Origin of the sequence: Citrobacter freundii complex sp. CFNIH9 (genome assembly GCF_002903305.1) — a bacterium.
GTDB classification, from domain to species: domain Bacteria; phylum Pseudomonadota; class Gammaproteobacteria; order Enterobacterales; family Enterobacteriaceae; genus Citrobacter; species Citrobacter portucalensis.
The window spans coordinates 2,555,038-2,576,306 of record NZ_CP026238.1 but is presented as its reverse complement, the minus strand read 5'-3'; the positions used below and the strand labels follow the sequence as shown (position 1 = coordinate 2,576,306).

General features: G+C 49.6%; 20 protein-coding genes. 14 read left to right on the top strand and 6 right to left on the bottom strand.

The genetic code is table 11. The annotated features are described in order from the left end of the window. From C2U43_RS13040 to C2U43_RS13030, 3 genes are all read left to right on the top strand, one after another. Positions 1-1,269: a Y-family DNA polymerase gene (locus C2U43_RS13040; protein ID WP_103285266.1), complete on the top strand. Its 1,269-nt coding sequence runs from the start codon at positions 1-3 to the stop codon at positions 1,267-1,269. A gap of 150 nt (positions 1,270-1,419) precedes the next feature. Then, positions 1,420-2,466: a porin OmpA gene (gene ompA, locus C2U43_RS13035; RefSeq protein WP_103285265.1), complete on the top strand. Its 1,047-nt coding sequence runs from the start codon at positions 1,420-1,422 to the stop codon at positions 2,464-2,466. A 185-nt stretch (positions 2,467-2,651) separates the two neighbouring features. Beyond that, complete coding sequence (locus C2U43_RS13030) at positions 2,652-3,440, top strand: hypothetical protein (protein WP_103285264.1); 789 nt, start codon at positions 2,652-2,654, stop codon at positions 3,438-3,440. A gap of 491 nt (positions 3,441-3,931) precedes the next feature. Here C2U43_RS13030 and C2U43_RS13020 read toward each other — a convergent pair whose 3' ends face one another. Continuing rightward, a complete protein-coding gene (locus C2U43_RS13020; protein ID WP_182315638.1) occupies positions 3,932-4,384 on the bottom strand; it encodes a DUF3828 domain-containing protein in 453 nt (150 codons plus the stop codon). 1 nt (position 4,385) lies between these two features. Continuing rightward, positions 4,386-4,748, bottom strand: a complete 363-nt coding sequence (locus C2U43_RS13015; protein ID WP_103285263.1) for a CHAP domain-containing protein — start codon at positions 4,746-4,748, stop codon at positions 4,386-4,388. A gap of 721 nt (positions 4,749-5,469) precedes the next feature. Between C2U43_RS13015 and C2U43_RS13010 the strand changes: the two genes are divergently transcribed. The 3 genes from C2U43_RS13010 (at position 5,470) to C2U43_RS12995 (ending at position 8,754) form a co-directional block, all read left to right on the top strand. Then, positions 5,470-5,745 carry a metal/formaldehyde-sensitive transcriptional repressor gene (locus C2U43_RS13010; protein WP_103285262.1) on the top strand — a complete coding sequence of 92 codons (276 nt, stop codon included), beginning with the start codon at positions 5,470-5,472 and terminating at the stop codon, positions 5,743-5,745. A gap of 32 nt (positions 5,746-5,777) precedes the next feature. Next, positions 5,778-6,896, top strand: a complete 1,119-nt coding sequence (locus tag C2U43_RS13005) for an S-(hydroxymethyl)glutathione dehydrogenase/class III alcohol dehydrogenase (RefSeq protein ID WP_103285261.1) — start codon at positions 5,778-5,780, stop codon at positions 6,894-6,896. A 169-nt stretch (positions 6,897-7,065) separates the two neighbouring features. Beyond that, positions 7,066-8,754, top strand: coding sequence for a methyl-accepting chemotaxis protein (locus C2U43_RS12995; protein WP_103285260.1), 1,689 nt, complete (start codon positions 7,066-7,068; stop codon positions 8,752-8,754). Between the two features lie 40 nt (positions 8,755-8,794). On the opposite strand, the gene pcaQ is transcribed toward C2U43_RS12995, so the two are convergent. Further along, the gene (pcaQ, locus tag C2U43_RS12990; protein ID WP_003020288.1) at positions 8,795-9,718 is read right to left on the bottom strand and encodes a pca operon transcription factor PcaQ; all 924 of its coding nucleotides are present in this window, start codon (positions 9,716-9,718) and stop codon (positions 8,795-8,797) included. Between the two features lie 231 nt (positions 9,719-9,949). On the opposite strand from pcaQ, the gene C2U43_RS12985 reads away from it, so the two are divergent. The 4 genes from C2U43_RS12985 (at position 9,950) to C2U43_RS12965 (ending at position 14,557) form a co-directional block, all read left to right on the top strand. Next, positions 9,950-10,852 carry a manganese-dependent inorganic pyrophosphatase gene (locus tag C2U43_RS12985; protein ID WP_103285259.1) on the top strand — a complete coding sequence of 301 codons (903 nt, stop codon included), beginning with the start codon at positions 9,950-9,952 and terminating at the stop codon, positions 10,850-10,852. Between the two features lie 120 nt (positions 10,853-10,972). Further along, on the top strand, positions 10,973-12,316 hold the full coding sequence (gene hglS / locus C2U43_RS12980; RefSeq protein WP_103285258.1) for a 2-oxoadipate dioxygenase/decarboxylase HglS: 1,344 nt from the start codon (positions 10,973-10,975) through the stop codon (positions 12,314-12,316). A 193-nt stretch (positions 12,317-12,509) separates the two neighbouring features. Then, positions 12,510-14,165 (top strand): glucan biosynthesis protein D, encoded by a 1,656-nt coding sequence (locus C2U43_RS12975; RefSeq protein WP_103285257.1) that lies wholly within the window; start codon positions 12,510-12,512, stop codon positions 14,163-14,165. Positions 14,166-14,332: 167 nt separating this feature from the next. Next, positions 14,333-14,557 (top strand): YdcH family protein, encoded by a 225-nt coding sequence (locus C2U43_RS12965; protein ID WP_003833168.1) that lies wholly within the window; start codon positions 14,333-14,335, stop codon positions 14,555-14,557. A 67-nt stretch (positions 14,558-14,624) separates the two neighbouring features. On the opposite strand, the gene alr is transcribed toward C2U43_RS12965, so the two are convergent. After that, positions 14,625-15,851, bottom strand: a complete 1,227-nt coding sequence (gene alr / locus C2U43_RS12960) for an alanine racemase (RefSeq protein ID WP_103285256.1) — start codon at positions 15,849-15,851, stop codon at positions 14,625-14,627. Between the two features lie 218 nt (positions 15,852-16,069). Here alr and rimL point away from each other — a divergent pair, with 218 nt between their 5' ends. Next, positions 16,070-16,615, top strand: coding sequence for a 50S ribosomal protein L7/L12-serine acetyltransferase (gene rimL / locus C2U43_RS12955; protein ID WP_103285255.1), 546 nt, complete (start codon positions 16,070-16,072; stop codon positions 16,613-16,615). Here rimL and ydcK read toward each other — a convergent pair. Next, on the bottom strand, positions 16,607-17,587 hold the full coding sequence (ydcK, locus tag C2U43_RS12950) for a YdcK family protein (RefSeq protein ID WP_008784855.1): 981 nt from the start codon (positions 17,585-17,587) through the stop codon (positions 16,607-16,609). The genes rimL and ydcK overlap by 9 nt on opposite strands. 113 nt (positions 17,588-17,700) lie before the next feature. On the opposite strand from ydcK, the gene tehA reads away from it, so the two are divergent. From tehA to C2U43_RS12935, 3 genes are all read left to right on the top strand, one after another. Continuing rightward, a complete protein-coding gene (gene tehA / locus C2U43_RS12945) occupies positions 17,701-18,702 on the top strand; it encodes a dicarboxylate transporter/tellurite-resistance protein TehA (RefSeq protein WP_103285254.1) in 1,002 nt (333 codons plus the stop codon). Beyond that, positions 18,702-19,298, top strand: coding sequence for a tellurite resistance methyltransferase TehB (gene tehB / locus C2U43_RS12940; protein ID WP_103285253.1), 597 nt, complete (start codon positions 18,702-18,704; stop codon positions 19,296-19,298). The genes tehA and tehB overlap by 1 nt, the downstream gene beginning before the upstream one ends. A 175-nt stretch (positions 19,299-19,473) precedes the next feature. After that, a complete protein-coding gene (locus C2U43_RS12935) occupies positions 19,474-20,148 on the top strand; it encodes a DUF3313 domain-containing protein (protein ID WP_103285252.1) in 675 nt (224 codons plus the stop codon). Between the two features lie 37 nt (positions 20,149-20,185). Here C2U43_RS12935 and C2U43_RS12930 read toward each other — a convergent pair whose 3' ends face one another. Continuing rightward, entirely contained in the window at positions 20,186-21,094 is a 909-nt protein-coding gene (locus C2U43_RS12930) for a DMT family transporter (protein WP_103285251.1), read from the bottom strand. Positions 21,095-21,269 lie beyond the last annotated feature (175 nt).

The following is a 21,269-nucleotide window of genomic DNA, read 5'->3' as shown; positions in this document are numbered from 1 at the left end:
ATGTTTGCGCTGGTGGATGTTAATTCGTTTTATGCCAGTTGTGAATCGGCATTCCGACCGGACCTGAAAGGTAAACCCGTTGTTGTTCTTTCAAATAATGATGGTTGTGTCATTGCCAGCAGCGCGGAAGCGAAGGCGCTTGGCGTCAATATGGGAGCACCATACTTCAAACAGAAAGATCTGTTCAGGCGCTGCGGCGTGTTCTGCTTTAGTTCGAACTACGAGCTGTATGCGGATATGAGCAGCAGGGTAATGTCGATTCTGGAGGCGCTGTCTCCGCGCGTGGAAATGTACAGTATCGATGAAGCCTTTTGTGATTTAACCGGCGTGCGAAACTGCAGGGATCTTACAGATTTTGGTCGTGAAATCAGAGAAACCATTTTACAGAAAACACGCCTCACGGTTGGGGTCGGTATCGCCCAGACCAAAACCCTGGCCAAGCTGGCGAACCATGCTGCCAAAAAGTGGCAGGAACAGACTGGCGGGGTGGTGGATCTCTCGAATATTGAGCGTCAGCGTAAGCTGATGGCTGCGCTCCCGGTTGATGAAGTCTGGGGTGTCGGACGCCGTATCAGTAAAAAACTGGACGCCATGGGTATTAAAACGGTCTGCGACCTGGCGGATACCGATATTCGCTTTATCCGCAAACATTTCAACGTCGTGCTTGAGCGCACTGTGCGGGAATTGCGCGGTGAACCGTGCCTGGCGTTGGAAGAGTTTGCGCCAGTTAAGCAGGAGATCATTTGTTCAAGATCGTTTGGTGAAAAACTCACGGATTACAATGCGATGAGAGAGGCTATTTGTACCTATGCTGCACGTGCTGCGGAAAAATTACGCAGAGAGCACCAGTTCTGCCGGTTTATCTCTACGTTTATCAAAACCAGCCCATTTTCCCTGAATGAACCGTATTACGGTAACAGCGCATCGATAAAACTGCTGACACCAACCCAGGATAGTCGGGAAATTATAAGGGCGGCCACACGTAGCCTGGACGCAATATGGCGGGAGGGGCTGCGTTATCAAAAAGCAGGGGTCATGCTGGGCGATTTTTTTAGTTCTGGCGTTGCGCAGTTGAATCTGTTTGATGACAACGCCCCACGGCATAACAGCGATAAGCTGATGGCCGTTCTGGATACACTCAATGCTGAAAAGGGTAAAGGAACACTCTATTTTGCCGGACAAGGTATACAACAACCGTGGGCAATGAAGCGAGATATGCTTTCACCGCGTTATACAACGAGATATAGCGATTTACTGCGGGTGGGATAGTCATTGTTATCGTAAATAAGCGTCCAGAGCGATTATAAAACTGTCCAGAAATAAATAAAAAAACGATTATCAGCCTTCATTAAAAATCTTATTGTAGCGCCGACTAACAGATAACTAACTGACAAACGGCAAGTCTATAATAGGAAATTTATGAAAAAGACGCTTATTACACTCATTATTGCAAATGCGCTGACCGCGACTACGGCATTTGCCGCAGCGGATGCGGGAACCTGGTATGCTGGTGGGAAATTTGGTTGGTCACATTACTTTGATACCAGCGCAAGCCAGCAAACGGGGGCCAATGGTAATAAATATGGTGATGTTGGTTTTGATAGCGATAACGTCGGTGGCGGGGTATTTACAGGCTACCAGATTACTCCATGGCTGGCAGTTGAAGGCGGCTATGATTATTTAGGTAATATGCAATTCAACGGTAAAAATGGTTCTTCAGGTTCTCAAATGAAAAGCCAGGGTCTGCAATTATCGCTGAAAGCAAGTTATGGTTTGACTGATGATTGGGATCTCTACGGTCGTGCAGGGGCAATGGGATATCGCGCGGAGTCAGATATTAAAGGCAATAACCGCTTTGATACTGGTGTGCGTCCGGTTGTGGCTGTTGGTACGGAATATGCCTTTAACAAGAACTGGGCTGGCCGCGTGGAATATCAATGGGTGAGCAATGTGGGTAATGAAAACCAGATTGGCGTATCAAGTGATGTTAGTTCCGTTACCGCTGGGTTGTCATATCGCTTTGGCCAGCATGACGACGCGGAGGTTACGCCTGCACCGGCTGTTGCCGCAACTCCTGCGCCTGAAACTCAGCGTTTTAACTTAAAATCTGATGTGATGTTTGGTTATGATTCAGCAGCATTAACCCCAGAAGGGAAAGCGGCGATTGCGCAGTTATACCGAAATCCCGGTCTGCAACCGGCCAAAGACAAAGCGACCGTTGTTATTGGCTATAGCGATCGCACCGGAGCCGCAGATTATAACCAGCAACTGTCAGCCCAGCGCGCGCAGGCTGTTGCCGATGAATTAGTCGCGTTAGGCATGCCAGCTGCAAATATTACTGCACAAGGACATGGTTCGAGTGATTCTGTCACGGGATCCAGTTGTGATGGGCAGACCGGACAGCAGCTGATTAATTGCCTTGCTCCAGATCGCCATGTCGTTGTTGAGATCACTGATAAGCACTAAATCGGTGTACAAAAGCCCTCCACATTATCGAATGGGGAGGGCTTTTTTATTCGTACAGTGAACTATCATTAACTGTGACAAATTAAAGATGTTAGAGCGTAATCATGTTCATAGAATCCTTAGTTTCGAGAGCTAAAGGTAGATTATGGCGTTATTTTCTGCCACGGTTTACTCTGAAAAATCATGTGGATGATCAAGTATATAATTACTATGGTGTTTATTTTTCGGATGTAAAACAAGAAAAATATCAGCTTGTGAGCCTAAGAGGCAAAAATGTTGTGCTTGAAAAATGGCATGCTGATCAGCACGCCTATATGGAGAAAATAAACCTTCAACTCAATGATATTGAAAAAATGAATGTTGAGATTATTCATTGGAGAAAGCAAGGTCCATTAAGGTTTGATTCGATTTTTCTTTTTGCAATAAATTATTTCACACGTATTGCTTATGCAAAAAATGCTCTGACGAGAGCAAAAAGCAATCTCTTTTCTTCATTCGCCAGTAACAAGGCGTTGAGTGGACTTGATCGTATAATGTTGCTACAGATGCTGGTGAACGAATATGTACATCAATCGCTAGAGAAAACTCACACTGGAGTAACATGTGATGAGGTTATTGATCTATTGTACGGGACGCTTTGGTATAAACATATCAAGAATGAAGATTTCAGGAGGAAGGTCTTTCTGCTTCTCCAGTCACTTGTAATTACAGAAGATGTCAGATTTAGTGATGAAAAATATTATATACAAGGCAAGGCTATTTCAACAATTGTTTCATGGGAATCTGAAGATAAACGGGAAAAGCAGCAGATCAGGATCCAGAAAAATATTAGTCGTTTGATGCTTGTGATTACCGCGTCCACATTGATGATCACGATAGCAATATTAGCTCAGGCAGGTCTTATTAATTTACATAATCTTTGGGAGCATCTTACACAATTAAAACCCATCCGTGTGTTGTTCAAATTAATGTGATAAAAAAACAATTTTTTTTAGTCCTGGCAGTAATACAAACTTGTGATGCTGCGTTTCTCTGCTGCCGTACTCCTTGAAATGCTGAATAATATCCGTTCCCTCGCGATGGCCTGTGATGAGGTATTGATAAATCTGCTGCGGTGAACCATAAATTAGTAATCCTGGTTGCCCTGGGCGTTATCGTTCGGTTTTTTCATTGGGGTGGAAAGTTCCGTGAATGTTGCGGTGACGTCCTGATCGGGGCAGTGATCATGATGTTTGCAGCAGCTCACCTCCCAAACGTAACGTTCACTATCCCGCAAGTTGGCGAGGTCACATTTACACACAATGAGATCGTGTTTGTGTTGGGTATGCTCGGTTATAAGGGGCTGAAGGAAGTTATCTTCGGGGTATTAAAAAACGGTTTGGTATCGATTTGCGCAAGCTTATAGCGCAACGAAAAAATAATTAAGGGGAATGAAGCCCGTACGAATTAACGGGCTTTACATAGATTACTTTAGACTGATGTTCGGCAAGATATCCTGTCTGGCTACAGATTGAACTTTCCAGGCCCCGCCTTCCTGCACCATACAGTCGATAACGGTATGTGCTTTTTTCGTTCCAAACGACACATAAACTTGCATACACACGGGATCATAATCTGACGACACAATCTCGATCTGCCGCCAGTCTTCACTATAATCCTGGGCTTTGATAAACATATCAGAGTCCGGTACGTCTTCGGTATTGGGGTCAGCCGCATTAGATTTTTTCAATGCGGCAATCGTGCTGGTAGTGACGTAAGGTTTAAGTCCAGCGTAATCCGTTAAAGGATTTTTCTCTTTTAACAATTGTGCAATATACCAGTGATTAAACTTCAATGCTGCTGCCTCTGGGCCAGTAGGGGAAACAGTCGCGAACGCGGAAGTGCAGATTAGTAGGCTGGTAAATATTAATAATTTCATATCAATTGTGCCTGAATAATTGATAAGACGGTGCCGCAGATGCCCAATTATTGCCAGGGTACATGCTGTTTTGTTTATAATCTGAATACCAGGTGCCATCACCGCCGTAAATGCAAGCATGTCCCGCCGGATGGCCAGCGATCGGTTGTATTACAGCAACATCGCCTTTCATTGGGGCGCCATAAACAGCTCGAAAGCCTGCTGCACGTAGGTTAAACGCCATATCTTTTGCATAGTTTGTATTGATGAGTCTAGCGCCGCCAGCGCGTACGGCATTAGAGACAAAATGAGCGCATCTATGTTGACTGGCACTTCCTGCGTGATTTCGTGCGTAATTAACGGCAGCATCTTTATTCCAGCTCATAACGTTTCCTTGTATTAATAAAAAAGCCCACAATAAAACATTACGCTTTAAATTTAATTGTTTTTGTAAGTTATCATTAAGTGATGTTAATCATCATCAAGAATAAATATGAAGTTAATTAAGTCATAAAACATGGAATTATATATTTAGGTAATGAAAAAGGGGGGGGAGCCGAAGTGGTTAACGAAGGTCCGTCGTTAAATTAGCGAGCGTAAAATAAAAGGGGCGCAGCACAACCTTCGGATGAAAGAAATTTTTGTGTCTAATCAGGTGGTGAACAGATCGAGTATCGTATTGGTAATTTCGCACAGCCAGGGCGACAGCTTTATCTTATGGCCAGATGTACTGAAGAGAATTTCAATATTTGGGAAATGATATTAGACACTAATCATCAACCAATTAGCTAAACCGTTACACATCAAAATCAGCCGGCCTTGGGCGGTTTTTTATTGCCAGTAATCAGCACCCAGCTCCATCGCAGCGTAGTGACTATTAGAAGGTGGTTGACCGCCGCCAGCGGGAACTGGCGACAGTCATTCATACCCACATAGCGCTGTGGATATAAACCGGGGTTCCGTTTGCCTGTGCAGGCGATAGTAAACGGGTGTCCGCATATATCCGATAACAGCTTAATCTAAGCTACTGATATTAAATAAGTCTTATATTTTACAATGAAATAACAAATCTGATAGTATACCCCCCTATAGTATCCGGAGGGCGTATGCCGCATTCACCTGAAGACAAGAAACGCATTCTCACCCGTGTACGCCGTATTCGCGGTCAAGTTGATGCGCTTGAGCGTGCACTGGAATCTGGCGAACCGTGTCTGGCAATCCTGCAGCAAATTGCCGCCGTGCGCGGTGCATCCAATGGCCTGATGGGCGAAATGGTTGAGAGCCATCTGAAAGACGAGCTGGTCAGCGGAGAAACAACGCCAGACCAGCGTGCCGTGCGCATGGCTGAAATCGGCCATCTTCTGCGTGCTTATCTAAAATAACATCATCACCTCGCAATAATGGGAAGAGACAAATGAAATCACGTGCAGCAGTTGCATTCGGCCCCGGCCAACCGTTAAAAATTGTCGAAATCGACGTCGCACCGCCAAAGAAAGGTGAAGTGCTGGTTAAAATTACCCATACCGGCGTGTGCCACACCGACGCCTTTACGCTCTCTGGCGACGATCCGGAAGGCGTATTCCCGGTGGTACTTGGCCATGAAGGTGGCGGCATTGTGGTTGAAGTAGGCGAAGGTGTCACCAGTCTGAAACCGGGCGATCATGTGATCCCGCTGTACACCGCAGAGTGCGGCGAGTGTAAGTTCTGTAAATCGGGTAAAACCAACTTGTGTCAGGCCGTACGTGCGACCCAGGGCAAAGGTCTGATGCCGGATGGCACAACGCGCTTCTCGTATAACGGTGAGCCGATTTATCACTATATGGGCACCAGCACCTTCAGCGAATACACCGTTTGCGCGGAGATCTCTCTGGCGAAGGTTAACCCGCAGGCCCCGCTGGACAAAGTGTGTCTGCTGGGTTGTGGCGTGACCACCGGTATCGGAGCAGTCCATAACACCGCAAAAGTGAAAGAAGGCGACACCGTCGCCGTATTTGGTCTGGGCGGTATTGGTCTGGCGGTAATTCAGGGCGCGGTGCAGGCGAAAGCCGGGCGTATTCTGGCCGTTGATACCAATCCGGAAAAATTTAAGCTGGCAGGTGAAATGGGCGCGACCGATTTCATCAACCCAAAGGATTACGACAAACCGATTCAGGATGTGATCGTTGAGCTGACCGACGGCGGCGTGGATTTTAGCTTTGAATGTATCGGCAACGTTAACGTGATGCGCGCGGCACTGGAATGTTGCCATAAAGGATGGGGCGAAAGCATCATCATTGGCGTGGCGGGAGCAGGGCAAGAGATCAAAACTCGTCCGTTCCAGCTGGTTACCGGGCGTGTCTGGCGCGGTTCCGCGTTTGGCGGTGTGAAAGGGCGTACTCAGCTTCCAGGCATGGTTGAAGAAGCAATGAGTGGGAAAATTCAGTTGGATCCCTTTATTACCCACCGTTTACCGCTGGAGCAGATTAACGAAGCGTTCGATTTAATGCATCAGGGTAAGTCCATCCGTACCGTTATCCACTTTGGCGATAACTGATTCATTGGCCAGCGGATTTAACCGCTGGCACTTTCCTGAATTTTTTAGAATTATGTTGTGAAAGTGTGACGAATCCGGCGCTTTTCACGGTAAGTAAACTTCCCGGATTGCCGATGACTATCTAACGGGCGTGTTTTCACGCATAAACCCTACAAGAGAGTCGACGGTCATGGACAACACTACATCGATGCAAGCCCAGCATAAACTGGGCTTTCTGCATCAAATCCGGCTGGTTCCGCTGTTTTCCTCCATTCTCGGTGGCATTCTCCTGCTGTTCGCCCTAAGTTCTGGGCTGGCAAGCTATTTTCTTATGCAGGCCGATCGCGATCAGCGCGACGTGACCGATGAGATTCAGGTCAGGATGGGGTTATCTAACAGCTCTAACCACTTACGCACCGCGCGTATCAACATGATCCACGCAGGCGCGGCGAGCCGTATCGCCGAAATGGATGATATGAAGGCGAATATCGCCGAGGCAGAAAAACGTATTAAGCAATCGCAGGACGGTTTTAACGCGTATATGTCGCGTGCGGTAAAAACGTCTGCTGATGAAGCGCTAGATGCTGAACTGAGCGCCAGCTTCAAAGCCTATACCGACGGTTTACAGCCCATGTTGAAGTACGCCAGAAACGGTATGTTTGAAGCCATTATCAACCATGAAAACGAACATGCCAGATCGCTGGATACTGCTTACAACAAAGTATTGTTGAAAGCGATCGACATCCGCACCGCCAGGGCGATTCAGTTAGGAGAGCTGGCGCACCAACGGACACAGCTTGGTATGGCTTTTATGCTGGGCGCATTTGTCCTGGCGCTGGCGCTGACCGTAATGACGTTCATTGTTCTGCGCCGCACGGTCATTCACCCTCTGCTACGCGCGGCCAAGCGTATTGAGCAAATTTCCGCGGGCGATCTGACGATGCAAGATGAACCGACCGGGCGTAGCGAAATTGGCCGTCTGAGCCGTCACCTACAGACAATGCAACGATCGTTGGGGAAAACGGTGGGCACGGTACGTCAGGGCGCGGAAGAAATCTACCGCGGTACCAGCGAGATTTCGGCGGGTAATACCGATCTGTCTTCACGTACTGAACAACAGGCCGCAGCGATTGAACAAACGGCAGCCAGCATGGAAGAGCTGACGGCCACGGTGAAGCAAAACGCCGACAACGCGCATCACGCAAGCAAGCTGGCGGAAGATGCGTCCGGTAAGGCCAGCCGGGGCGGTCAGATGGTTTCTGGCGTGGTGAAAACCATGGGTAATATCTCAACGAGTTCGAAGAAAATCTCCGAAATCACAGCCGTGATTAATAGCATTGCTTTCCAGACCAATATCCTGGCACTGAACGCTGCGGTTGAGGCGGCGCGGGCAGGAGAGCAGGGGCGTGGATTTGCCGTGGTCGCCAGTGAAGTCCGTACGTTGGCAAGCCGCAGCGCTCAGGCGGCAAAAGAGATTGAAGGATTGATCAGCGAATCGGTCCGACTGATTGACCAGGGCTCCGGAGAAGTCGTTGCGGCGGGCAATACGATGACGGATATTGTCGACGCGGTAAAACGCGTGACCGATATCATGCTGGAAATCGCGGCGGCTTCTGATGAGCAGAGCCGGGGTATCGTACAGGTGAGCCAGGCGATATCAGAAATGGATAAGGTTACGCAGCAAAATGCCTCGCTGGTTGAAGAAGCATCGGCTGCGGCGGCCTCTCTCGAAGAGCAGGCGGCGCGCTTAACGGAAGCCGTAGGTACATTTCGCTTAACGGGAACGAGTGCAATTAAACGCCCTCCCGTAAGCACTACGCCTGACCAATCGCGTCCGCAGACGGCAACGGCCAGTGGCGATAACTGGGAAACGTTTTAACAATAAATTAAGGGACCTGATGGTCCCTTAATATTTGGCATCAAAACGGTACGGTTTTGCGTATTGCGGCGATAAGGATCTGCGCGGCCTGAGAGAGTTGCACATCGACACGGGTAAGAATACCGATGGGTTCACCCGCACCGTGGGTAGGTATCGGCAACGACACCAGCGTCGCCTGGCGTAAATCCTCTCTAACCGCGCCTGAAGGGACAAACCACACATAGTCGTAATCAACCGTCAGCTGGCGGGAAAGCGATGCTGATAGCGTTTCAATGCAGCCTGGCGGCATTTTACAACCCTGACTTTGCAACAATGCTTCTGCGTGCTGGCGAGGCGCGGTTCCTTTTGGCGAAACCACCACCGGCCACTCCATTACCCGACTTAACGTGATGGTTTCCTGCAACAGCGGATGGTTAGGGCGCACGACCAGTTTAAGTGATTCCAGAAACAACAATTCATAGTTCAGACCGACCATTAATTCCGGATCGGCCATGCGACCAATGCCAAGATCGATTTCCCCGGATTTTAAACCTGCCAGAATCATCGGATTGCTCATGGTGGCGACCTGTAGCGTGGTCTCCATTTGCTGCTTGTGGAAAGGACCAATTACCGCAGGCAGAATGCCCAGTGCCGCGGTGGGTAAGGCCCCGATCCGTACGACATCAGTCTGCGACTCTTCGCGCTGATTTAACGCTTGTCCGGCGGTGTTGAGCGCATCCAGCACTCTTACCGCGTGGGTAAGAAACTGTTCTCCGGGCAGCGTTAACTGCGCGCCAAGGCGGCCACGCTCAAAGAGCCGGGTCCCGGTCAGTTGCTCCAGTTCATTTAGCGTTTTGGAGAGAGCCGGTTGGCTCAGGTTAAGGGTCTCAGCCGCGCGCCCCAACGTTCCCTGCTGTGCAACGGCGACAAAAGTATGAAGGTGGCGCAAGCGAATGCGCTGATTGAACAGAACATTTTTTTCCATAAGCGATGTTAAAAACAGAGCCGTATCGGTGACAAGTAAAGTTGTTTGTTTTTGATAACCTGATAGCAAAATATTATTAACATTTATCATGTTTTACTTACAACTGATTTGTTTTGCTTATGTTTTGTACAGCATTGCTGGGTGGTGGGATCATGGAAGGGAGTGTGGCCAGTCGTTATACTTTGGTGATTGTTTACTTTTGAACGATTTCTCTTCACAAGGCACTGATGAATGATACATGTAATAGGGCACCTTAATCCCGATAGCGATGCCATCTGCACCGCCGCAATGACGGCGCGTTGGCTTAGTTTACGTGGCCAGCAGGCGACGGCATGGCGTTTGGGCGAGCCTAACCGCGAAACGCAGTTTATCTTTGAGCATGCGGGGCTGACGATGCCTGAACGGTTGACGTTTGAACTGACCGATCGTGATGTCTGGCTGGTCGATTTCACCGAGCCGGCCCAGGGACCGGAATCGTTAACAGAAAGTAACGTGGTGGGAATTATCGATCATCACCGACTTGGTGGGTTAGTCACCCGTCTGCCACCGGAAGTGTGGGTGAAGCCTGTCGGCAGTAGCGCAACCCTGCTGTGGCAACTGATGACGGAGGATCAACGCAATCAATTATCTTCAGCTGAGGCTGTTTTACTGCTCGGCGCCGTATTGAGTGACACTGTCACGCTTCGTTCACCAACGACGACCACTGACGATCGCCTGGCGGTTGATGCGCTGGCCCAAAAAACCGGAGTGGATCTTGACGCTTTCAGTCGCGACCTGCTGTCAGCTAAAACAAGTGTGGAAGGGATGAGCGCCCGGGAACTTTTGCAGAAAGACATTAAAACCTTCACCATCCATGGACATTCAGTCTGTGTCGCGCAGCTCGAACTTTATGCGCTGCAACAGGTGGATGCGGTGCTGGACGATCTCCGTCAGGAAATGGCGCGCTATGCAGAAGAAAAGAACGCTGCGTTAGTCGTGCTGATGCTCACTGACATCAATCTGGGTGACACCAGCCTATGGTTTGCTGGATCAGAACTTTCAGACATCCCGCAGCCTTGCAAGGTCGAAGGTATGCTTAGCCGTAAAAAACAGATGCTGCCCTGGCTGGAAAGTCATTTGAAACCACGCCAGTAGGTACTGTTCATCGTTTGTATGGGTGGGAAGTTTACGCGGGGTCACACTTTGTAAATTCTTCCCACCGGAGTCAGCGGCGTTTTCTACACTCCAGGTAATATTCACTGGAGGCATGACATTATGGCGAACACCATCACGGCAGATGAGATTCGGGAACAATTTTCGCAGGCAATGTCAGCAATGTACCAGCAGGAAGTCCCGCAGTATGGCACGTTGCTGGAACTTGTCGCTGATGTGAATCTGGCGGTACTGGAAAATAATCCGACGCTGCATGAAAAACTGGCGAATGCGGATGAACTGGCCCGGCTAAACGTTGAGCGTCATGGCGCCATTCGAGTGGGTACCGCGCAGGAGCTTTCTACGCTGCGCCGGATGTTTGCCGTTATGGGCATGTATCCGGTGAGTTATTACGATCTCTCCCAGGCGGGCGTCCCCGTACATTCTACAGCCTTTCGTCCCATCGACGATGCCTCGCTATCGCGCAACCCGTTTCGGGTATTCACCTCGTTATTACGGCTCGAACTAATCGAAAACGCCGTGCTGCGGCAAAAAGCCGCTGAGATCCTCGCGAAACGCGATATTTTCACTCACCGTTGCCACGAACTGCTGGATGAATTTGATGCGCAGGGCAGTTTTACATCTGAACAGGCGCAAGAATTTGTGCATGAAGCGCTGGAAACATTCCGCTGGCATCAGCACGCCACGGTCGATGAAGAGACCTATCACGCATTACATAACGAACACCGGCTGATTGCTGATGTAGTGTGCTTCCCCGGTTGTCATATCAACCATCTGACACCGCGAACGCTGGATATTGACCGGGTGCAGTCGATGATGCCGGAATGCGGCATTGAACCGAAAATACTGATTGAAGGGCCGCCGCGCCGCGAGGTGCCCATTTTATTGCGTCAGACCAGTTTCAAAGCGCTGGAAGAACCGGTGTTGTTTGCCGGTGAAATGCGCGGCACTCACACGGCACGTTTTGGTGAGATCGAACAGCGCGGCGTGGCCCTGACGCCGAAAGGTAGGGCGTTGTACGACGAATTGCTGAATAAAGCGGGAACGGGGAAAGACAATCTGACGCACCAGCTACATCTTCAGGAGGTGTTTAAAGCCTTCCCGGACAGCGAATTCCTGCTGCGCCAGCAGGGGCTAGCCTGGTTCCGCTATCGTCTGACGCCATCGGGTGAAGCGCATCGGCAGGCGATTCGCCCTGATGACGATCCGCAGCCGCTTATTGAACGGGGCTGGCTGGTTGCGCAACCCATCACCTACGAAGATTTTTTACCGGTGAGCGCCGCAGGAATTTTCCAGTCCAATTTGGGTAATGAAACACAGGCTCGCAGCCACGGAAATTCCAGCCGCGACGCGTTTGAACAGGCGCTGGGTTGCGCGGTTTATGATGAGTTTGCGCTGTATCAGGAGGCTCAAGAGCGAAGTAAACGTCGGTGTGGTTTACTTTAACGGAATTTACATGGGATTCGGTCTGTTCCCATCGACATAAAATATTTTCGATTTTGTACAGATAATCGGCGACCAACAATTGGATTATTAATGAATTTTGTCTAGAGTGAGCGGTCAGAAATGTGCACTCTCTTGCCGCTGATTTTGACCGGCGCGGGACCATTTACACGACCAGAAGGACTCACTTTCAGGCATGAATCGCAGACGATTTATTAAAGGTTCAATGGCAATGGCCGCCGTGTGCGGAACCAGTGGTATTGCATCACTCTTTTCCCGCGCCGCCTTTGCGGCAGAGTCTGACATTGCAGACGGAAAAACCGTACGTTTTGATTTTTCCGTTCTGCAATCGATGGCCCATGACTTAGCACAGAAGCCCTGGGGCGGCGCACCGCGCGCGTTACCGGACACGCTGGCGAAACTGACGCCGCAGGCCTACAACAGCATTCAATATGACGCAGAGCAGTCTCTGTGGAACAATGTTGAAAATCGTCAGCTTGATGCGCAGTTCTTCCACGTGGGAATGGGCTTCCGTCGCCGTGTACGCATGTTCTCGGTTGATGGTAGTACGCATATGGCGCGTGAAATTCACTTCCGTCCGGAACTGTTTAAATACAACGACGCGGGTGTGGATACCAAACAATTGGAAGGGCAGACTGACCTCGGATTCGCTGGATTCCGCGTGTTTAAAGCGCCAGAACTGGCCCGCCGCGATGTCGTTTCTTTCCTGGGCGCCAGCTATTTCCGCGCCGTGGATGACACCTATCAGTACGGTTTATCGGCTCGTGGTCTGGCGGTAGATACCTACACCGACAGCAAAGAAGAGTTTCCTGATTTCACCTCTTTCTGGTTTGAAACGGTTAAACCGGGCGCAACCTCTTTTACCGTGTATGCGCTTCTCGACAGCCCAAGCGTAACCGGCGCATTCAAGTTCGTGATCCACTGCGAGAAAACGCAGGTGATTATGGATGTACAAAACCGCATCTATGCGCGCAAAGACATCAAGCAGCTCGGCATTGCGCCGATGACCAGCATGTTCAGCTGCGGCAACAACGAGCGTCGGATGTGCGACACTATTCACCCGCAAATCCATGACTCCGATCGTCTGGCGATGTGGCGGGGCAATGGCGAGTGGATCTGCCGTCCGCTGAATAACCCGCAAAAGCTGCAGTTCAACGCCTATACCGATAACAACCCGAAAGGATTTGGCTTGCTGCAACTCGATCGCGACTTCTCCCATTATCAGGACATCATGGGCTGGTATAACAAGCGCCCAAGCCTGTGGGTCGAACCGCGCAACCAGTGGGGCAAGGGGACCATTGGTCTGATGGAGATCCCGACGACCGGCGAAACGCTGGATAACGTTGTCTGCTTCTGGCAGCCGGACAAGAAGATCAAAGCCGGGGATGAGCTGGAATTCAAATATCGCCTGTACTGGAGCGCTCAGCCGCCGGTGCGTTCACCGTTGGCTCGCGTGATGGCGACCCGGACAGGCATGGGCGGTTTCCCGGAAGGATGGGCACCGGGCGAGCATTACCCGGAAAAATGGGCGCGTCGTTTTGCCGTTGACTTCGTTGGTGGCGATCTAAAAGCGGCTGCGCCGAAAGGCATTGAACCGGTGATTACGCTCTCCAGCGGTGAAGCGAAACAGATTGAGATCCTCTACGTGGAGCCTATCGACGGTTATCGCATTCAGTTTGACTGGTATCCGACTTCTGACTCAACCGATCCGGTAGATATGCGTATGTTCCTGCGTTGTCAGGGTGACGCCATCAGCGAAACCTGGCTGTATCAGTACTTCCCGCCAGCGCCGGATAAACGTCAGTACGTTGACGACCGCGAGATGCGTTAATCACGCCCTTTACGGCTCTCCTGATGGGGAGCCGTATCTGCATTCATCCTCATAACGACTCTGTACACTATTTACTCGATCCTGTTCGCATTTTTCTGTATGGCAAATGGGTACTCTGTGGGTGTGTATTTCTTATACACGTTCTTGTCCACTAACAGGGAGAAAGTATGTTTCCAGAATACAGAGACCTTATTTCCCGACTGAAATCCGAGAACCCTCGCTTTCTGTCCTTATTCGAAAAACACAACAGCCTTGATCATGAGATCTCCAGACTGGAAGGTTCGGATGGTCGGGGGTATAGTTTGGACATTGTTCGTCTTAAGAAACAGAAACTCCACCTGAAGGAAGATCTGCTCAAAATATTGCAAAAAGAGAGTGTCAGTGAGAGCTAAGTAGAACGGCGCTTGCTGTGTAAAAGGGCTTCCTGCGAGAAACGGAAGCCCTTCCTGTTTTTAGGTGTTAATCGACCATCACGCGTTTGTTCGTCGCCCCCCAGAGGATCGACATTTCAGTGAACAACGCGCCGCTAATTTCTTCGACTTCTTCTGCACTAACCTGCGCATTTCCCTGTTTACCGAACAACACCACTTCATCACCGGATGCAACATGCGGCAAATCGGTTACATCGACGATCACGGTATTCATGGATGTTTTACCCAGTACCGGAACCCGCTGGCCGCGGATCAGCACGTGCCCCGCATTACTGAACACACGCCGATAACCATCGGCATAACCTGTAGGGATATTGGCCAGAACGGAATCACGTTTAAGGGTATAGGTTCTGTCATACCCGACGGTGTTTCCTTTGGGGTAATGGTTTACCGACGCGATGGCAGATTTAAACGTCATGACGCGTTTGTATTCGGTGCTGGCGATGGTATCGCCATAGAAAATACCGCCAACACGCACCATGTCGAGCCAGGATTCTGGAACGGCCAGGGTAGCGAACGTATTCGCGACATGCAGGGTGACATCTTCGCGCATAAGCCCGGTAATTTTCAGTACCTGGGCTGATTGCGTATTGAAACGGGCCAGATCGCGTTTTACCACAGCCGCATCTTCTTCCGGGAAATGCGACATGATGCCGACAATTTTCAGGCCGGGTAATGCGGAAATAGCGCGTGCTTCTTCCAGACCTGCAGCGGTACTGACTTCCAGACCGTTACGCGACATACCGCCAGAGTTCAGCGCCAGATGGATACGAATAGTTTTACCTTTCTCTTGAGCGATTGCACTTAGACGCTTAGCCATATCCAGATTACCAATAAGCTCTTCGGTATCGAAATCCGCCGCCTGGCGCATCTCTTTTTCCGTCGCGTTACGCACGCGCATGAGCTGCGATGTATAGCCTGACTGGCGAACGGTACTAATCTCCTCGTTGCTGGCGATGCCAATACATTGTACGCCGTTTTGCATCATCACTGGCGTTACCAGTGAGAGATCGTGGCCATACGCGTCGCCTTTAAGAATGGCGCACATCCGGGTTTTATCTCCCAGCAGTTGCTGAACTTTATGAATGTTATATTCCAGCGCACTACGGGAAATTTCCAGCGTGGTATTATCCACGACCTGTTGCTTATTGACGGCAAAGGGAACGGGGCCCGCTTGCGTGGTGGAAACAGGTTGGTGACAGGCGGTAATCAGTAAAAGCGGAATAAGTGCTAAACGACCCAAAGGTGCTGCCATGCTTGCTCCTTAGCAATAGAATGAAAGTGTTATTGTCATCATTACGGTCTATCCATGAGGGGATACCCGGATCACCAGAGTAACGGGTTCCACGCCAGAGATTCTTTCTAAGTGATTGCTGTTACAGCATAAAAATAAGACATCCTCGGTGCTAAACAGAGTAATATCGGCTACTGCCAGTCAGAAATGCCCCGTTTACGATCGCAAAGGAGATAAACATGTCAGAAATAATTATCGTTAGTGACGCGCTGGAACTGCGGGCGGTAGAAGAACAACACGTCACCCCTCTGCATCAGTTGGTGCTTAAAAATAAAACCTGGCTCCAACAGTCACTGAACTGGCCGCAGTTTGTCGAATCTGAGGACGACACGCGTAAGAACGTGCAGGGGAATATGATGTTGCACCAGCGCGGCTACGCCAAAATGTTCCTTATTTTCGAACAAGGGGAGGTGGCTGGCGTTATCTCGTTTAACCAGATAGAGCCGCTGAACAAAGCCGCTTATATTGGTTATTGGCTGGGTGAAGAGCACCAGGGCAAAGGCATTCTGTCTCAGGCGCTACAGGCAATGATTCATCATTATGCGCAGCGCCAGGAGATTCGCCGCTTCGTGATTAAATGTCGTGTAGATAACGTTGAGAGCAACCAGGTTGCACTGCGCAATGGTTTCCGACTGGAAGGATGTATGCAACAGGCGGAGTTCCTTAATGACGATTACCATGACGTGAATCTCTACGCCCGCATCATTGATGGCTCTTCAGAATAAACCGGCGATAGGGGTGCGCGTGATACGTTGTTCGCCGTTGATCACTTTTGGCCCGCGCAGATGGATTGCATCGCCATCAAAGGCTTCAACTTGGGCCTGATCGGTTATCTCAATATGATGCTCGATCAGCACTTCACCCAGAATACAGGCATAGCCTTCAATCAGGATGTGACCGTCAAGCTGGAGCGGTCCGCCACGTAATTGCGCATGCCCCCCAACCAGCACGTGGTGTTTCAGCACGCAGTTACCTTCGACCACCGCGTGTTCCGCCACCTGCGAGCTGTAGCGCAGGGTAGGAATGGCGTCTTCATCCGTTCCGGCGATGACGCGTGCATGCCCATAGACTTTGGCGCAATCGCAGATCCAGACATTATTCTCTTCGTTGCCTTCTATCCGTGCAAAATCAAAAACTTCAGCCCGATGTTCTATAAAGGCATAATTGATCATCGCATCGCCATAGATTTGCGCCTGATGCACCACGCGTGAATTGCTGACTGCCGCCCGCTCGTAAATTTGCAGGAGCTGGTCGCTTTCACGGGTTAACCCTCTGGCTGCAATGATTTCAGAGTCACACACAATGCGTGCATCACCGCAGATGAGGCACTCACCGCGAACAACAGAATCCTGAATAGTGACGTTGTCACGTATTTGCGCGTTATGGCTGATTTCTGCTCGGTCAATCCAGACGGCATCACCAATCTGCGCGCCATCTCTGACCACGCTTGCCTGTGTAATACGGGCGTCTCCGGTTATCGTCGCGCCGGAAAACGCGAGCGCATTCTCATCGTATATCCAGCAATTACCGCTTTGCGACAGAACGCTTTCATCATCAATCCAGCCACCGAGCGTACCGGATCTAACATCATTAAAATCAATGAGTGCGATGATTTGGCGTAGTAATACACTTTTTTTATTGCCATTATCCTGGTAACTAAAGGAGCGAGATTCATCGCTTAGACGGTATTTGGTCATAGCTCATTTCCATGTTGCGCACCTTAGTTAAACGTAGCAAAGTTTTCTGCACTGGCTAAACCGGCAGATATTCCATAAAATGCATTTCAAATATACTTTAAAAAATAAACAAAATGAGTAAGAACAAACAGAGTGAACGGGTCCTCAATCTTCCGGCCGGTTATTTTGGCATGGTACTGGGTACAATTGGGATGGGATTTGCGTGGCGTTACGCCAGCCAGGTGTGGCCGGTGAGCCACTGGATTGGTGATGGCTTAGTCATCCTTGCGATGCTCATCTGGGGATTGCTGACGCTGGCATTTGTGAATCGCTTACTACGTTTTCCGCACAGCGTACTGGCGGAAATTCGTCATCCGGTGATGAGCAGTTTTGTCAGTCTGTTTCCAGCAACAACGATGCTGGTCGCGATTGGTTTTGTACCGTGGTATCGACCGCTGGCGTTAGGATTGTTCAGCATTGGTGTGGTGATACAGCTCTCATACGCCGCCTGGCAAACGGCAGGGCTGTGGCGTGGGGAGCATCCGGAAGAGGCCACCACCCCGGGTCTGTATCTGCCGACAGTTGCCAATAACTTTATCAGCGCCATGGCCTGTGGTGCACTTGGGTTCAACGATGCCGGATTGGTGTTTTTGGGCGCCGGGGTATTTTCATGGCTCAGCCTGGAGCCGGTGATTCTGCAACGTTTACGAAGCTGCGGCGAGCTGCCGACGGTTTTACGGACTTCACTTGGTATTCAGTTGGCACCCGCGCTGGTCGCCTGTAGCGCCTGGCTTAGCGTCAACGGTGGCGAGGGGGATACGTTAGCCAAAATGTTGTTCGGCTATGGTTTGCTGCAACTTCTGTTCATGCTACGCCTTATGCCGTGGTATTTGTCACAGCCATTTAATGCGTCATTCTGGAGCTTCTCGTTTGGCGTGTCTGCGTTGGCGACAACGGGATTGCATCTTGGGCACGGCAGTGAATCAGGATTTTTTCATACTCTGTCTATCCCACTGTTTATTTTTACCAATTTTATCATTGCATTATTACTGATACGTACGTTTGCATTGCTGATGCAGGGGAAACTGCTCATCCGCACGGAGCGTGCTGCATTACTGAAATCTGAGGATAAATAATGACCCTTTGCGACGAAAACTACTTTACTGAAAAATATGATTTAACCCGTACGCATTCCGATGTCGTTGAAGCGGCAAAAGTGGTTGCACCAGGTAAAACGTTAGATCTGGGCTGCGGTAACGGCCGAAACAGCCTGTACCTGGCGGCAAACGGCTATGACGTTACTGCATGGGATAAAAACCCCATGAGCATCGCTAACCTTGAGCGCATCAAAGCGGCTGAGGGGCTGACCAACCTGAACGCGAAGGTCGCTGACCTTAATGCGTTGCGTTTTGAGGGGGAATACGATTTTATTCTATCTACCGTTGTGTTGATGTTCCTTGAAGCCAAAACAATCCCTGGCCTTATTGAGAATATGCAACGTTGTACTAAACCGGGTGGATACAACTTAATCGTCGCGGCGATGGATACCGAAGATTTTCCGTGCACCGTTGGTTTTCCGTTTGCGTTTAAATCTGGAGAATTACGTCGTTATTACAGCGGGTGGGATCTGCTGAAATATAACGAAGACGTAGGTGAACTTCATCGTACAGATGAAAACGGTAATCGAATTAAACTGCGCTTTGCCACAATGCTGGCACGTAAAACTGTTTGATTCTCCCGTCTGGGTTAACTCTTTCTACGTTCAGCGTTTTTTCGTGCTGAACGTAGAAATAAAAATGTGCGTTACTTTCCAATTTTAATGTATCTGAACATTTTTAGTGCATCCAAAATGATTCTGTTTTGCTATTCTTTTTTTGCATCATTGCGAAAACTAAAGGGATCGTTTCATGCGTACTCAAACTTTATTTAAAGTTGCAGTGCTTACTGGCTTGTTGGCATTATCCGGCTGTGCGTCAAAAGTGACCGAACCGGAGAAATATTCTGGGTTTTTAAAAAATTATTCTGATCTGAAGGAAACAAAATCAGCATCGGGACAAACGGTACTCCGTTGGGTTGATCCGAGCTACAACGAATCCAAATATGACAACATCGTGTATAACCCGGTAACGTATTATCCGGTTCCTAAACCTACTACACAGGTAGGGCAGCAGGTTCTTGATCAATTACTGACCTATACCAATACGAAGTTGAAAACGGCGATCGGTCAGCGTAAACCTCTGGTTACAACCCCAGGGCCACGTAGCCTGATTTTCCGCGGAGCGATTACCGGTGTTGCGACCAGCAAAGAAGGACTGCAGTTCTATGAAGTGGTCCCGGTTGCACTGCTGGTTGCAGGAACGCAAATGGCGACGGGTCACCGTACCATGGATACCAACCTCTATTTCGAGGGTGAGTTGATTGATGCAGCGACCAATAAACCGGTGATTAAAGTTGTACGTAAGGGTGAAGGTAAAGACCTGAACAACGAAAGCACGCCGATGGCGTTCGAAACGTTGAAGAAAGTTGTTGATGACATGGCGACCGATGCCTCCATGTTTGATGTGAACAAAAAACCACAATAAAAATGATGAACGCACCATCTCAGGATGGTGCGTTTTTTTATGCCACACGACGACGATAGAGTAGTTTACCCATCAGCGCTTCCGGTCGGGCAAACATCACCAGATTTCCCAGTAAGATCAACACCAATCCGGCAATCGCATTAACTTGCCAGATGTATCCTTCATACAATGTTGACATCGTCAGCGCCACCAGAGGGAACAGCAGCGTGCTGTATGCCGCCTTACTGGGACCAATGCGACCTACCAGCGTGAAATAAGCGCCAAAGGCAACCACTGAGCCGAAAATAGCCAGATATAACAGCGCGCTAAGATAGCTGAATGTCCACTGTGGCGTGAAGTTGTCGCCGCGCACCAGCGCAATGGCCGCGATCAGCAATGTGCCGTACAGCATGGCCCAGCTGTTGGTCGTTAACACTTCTAACCCTTTTTTCTGGTGACGCAGACTGATCATATTTCCCAGTGAGAAGCCGAAGGTTCCCAGAGCGCTCAAACCGATGCCCAGTAACAGTGAATGATTAAACCCGCTGTTGAGCAAATCTTGCCAGAATAAGGTGACGATGCCAGTCAGTCCCAGACCGGCTGCAATATAGAAGCGCAGCGGTGGTTTTTGCCCAAAAAAGATGAAGCTATTGACTGCATTGAACAGGACGGCCATCGAGAAAATCACCGACTCCAGGCCGGTATTAATCCACGCCGCAGCCGTATAAAAACACCAGAAGTTGAAGCAAAAAACGCATCCGCCCTGTAACAGACAAAACAGATGATCGCGACCAGACAGTTTGCGTAATTTACCGCTTAGCAACAGGACCACTATCATCACCGAGCTGGCAACGGCGAAGCGCCAAAAGATAGAAACCGGTGCAGAAACCGGACCTTGCTGCAAATAAATCGCAATCCATGTCGTTCCCCAAATAACCACCACCAGGCAGTACAACAGTGCGTTCATACAACTCTCTCTTTTTGTCGTCAGACTTACACTGTGTCACGACGGAATGCAGGAGACTTTCATCGGCTTGCGGTGGACTTGCAAAATCTTGCGCTTTTTTTTGCGTAATAGTGAAAAGGCAGCTGTTAACGATATGTAGCTGATATAGACTGAAAGCCTGCTAACTTATTTTTGA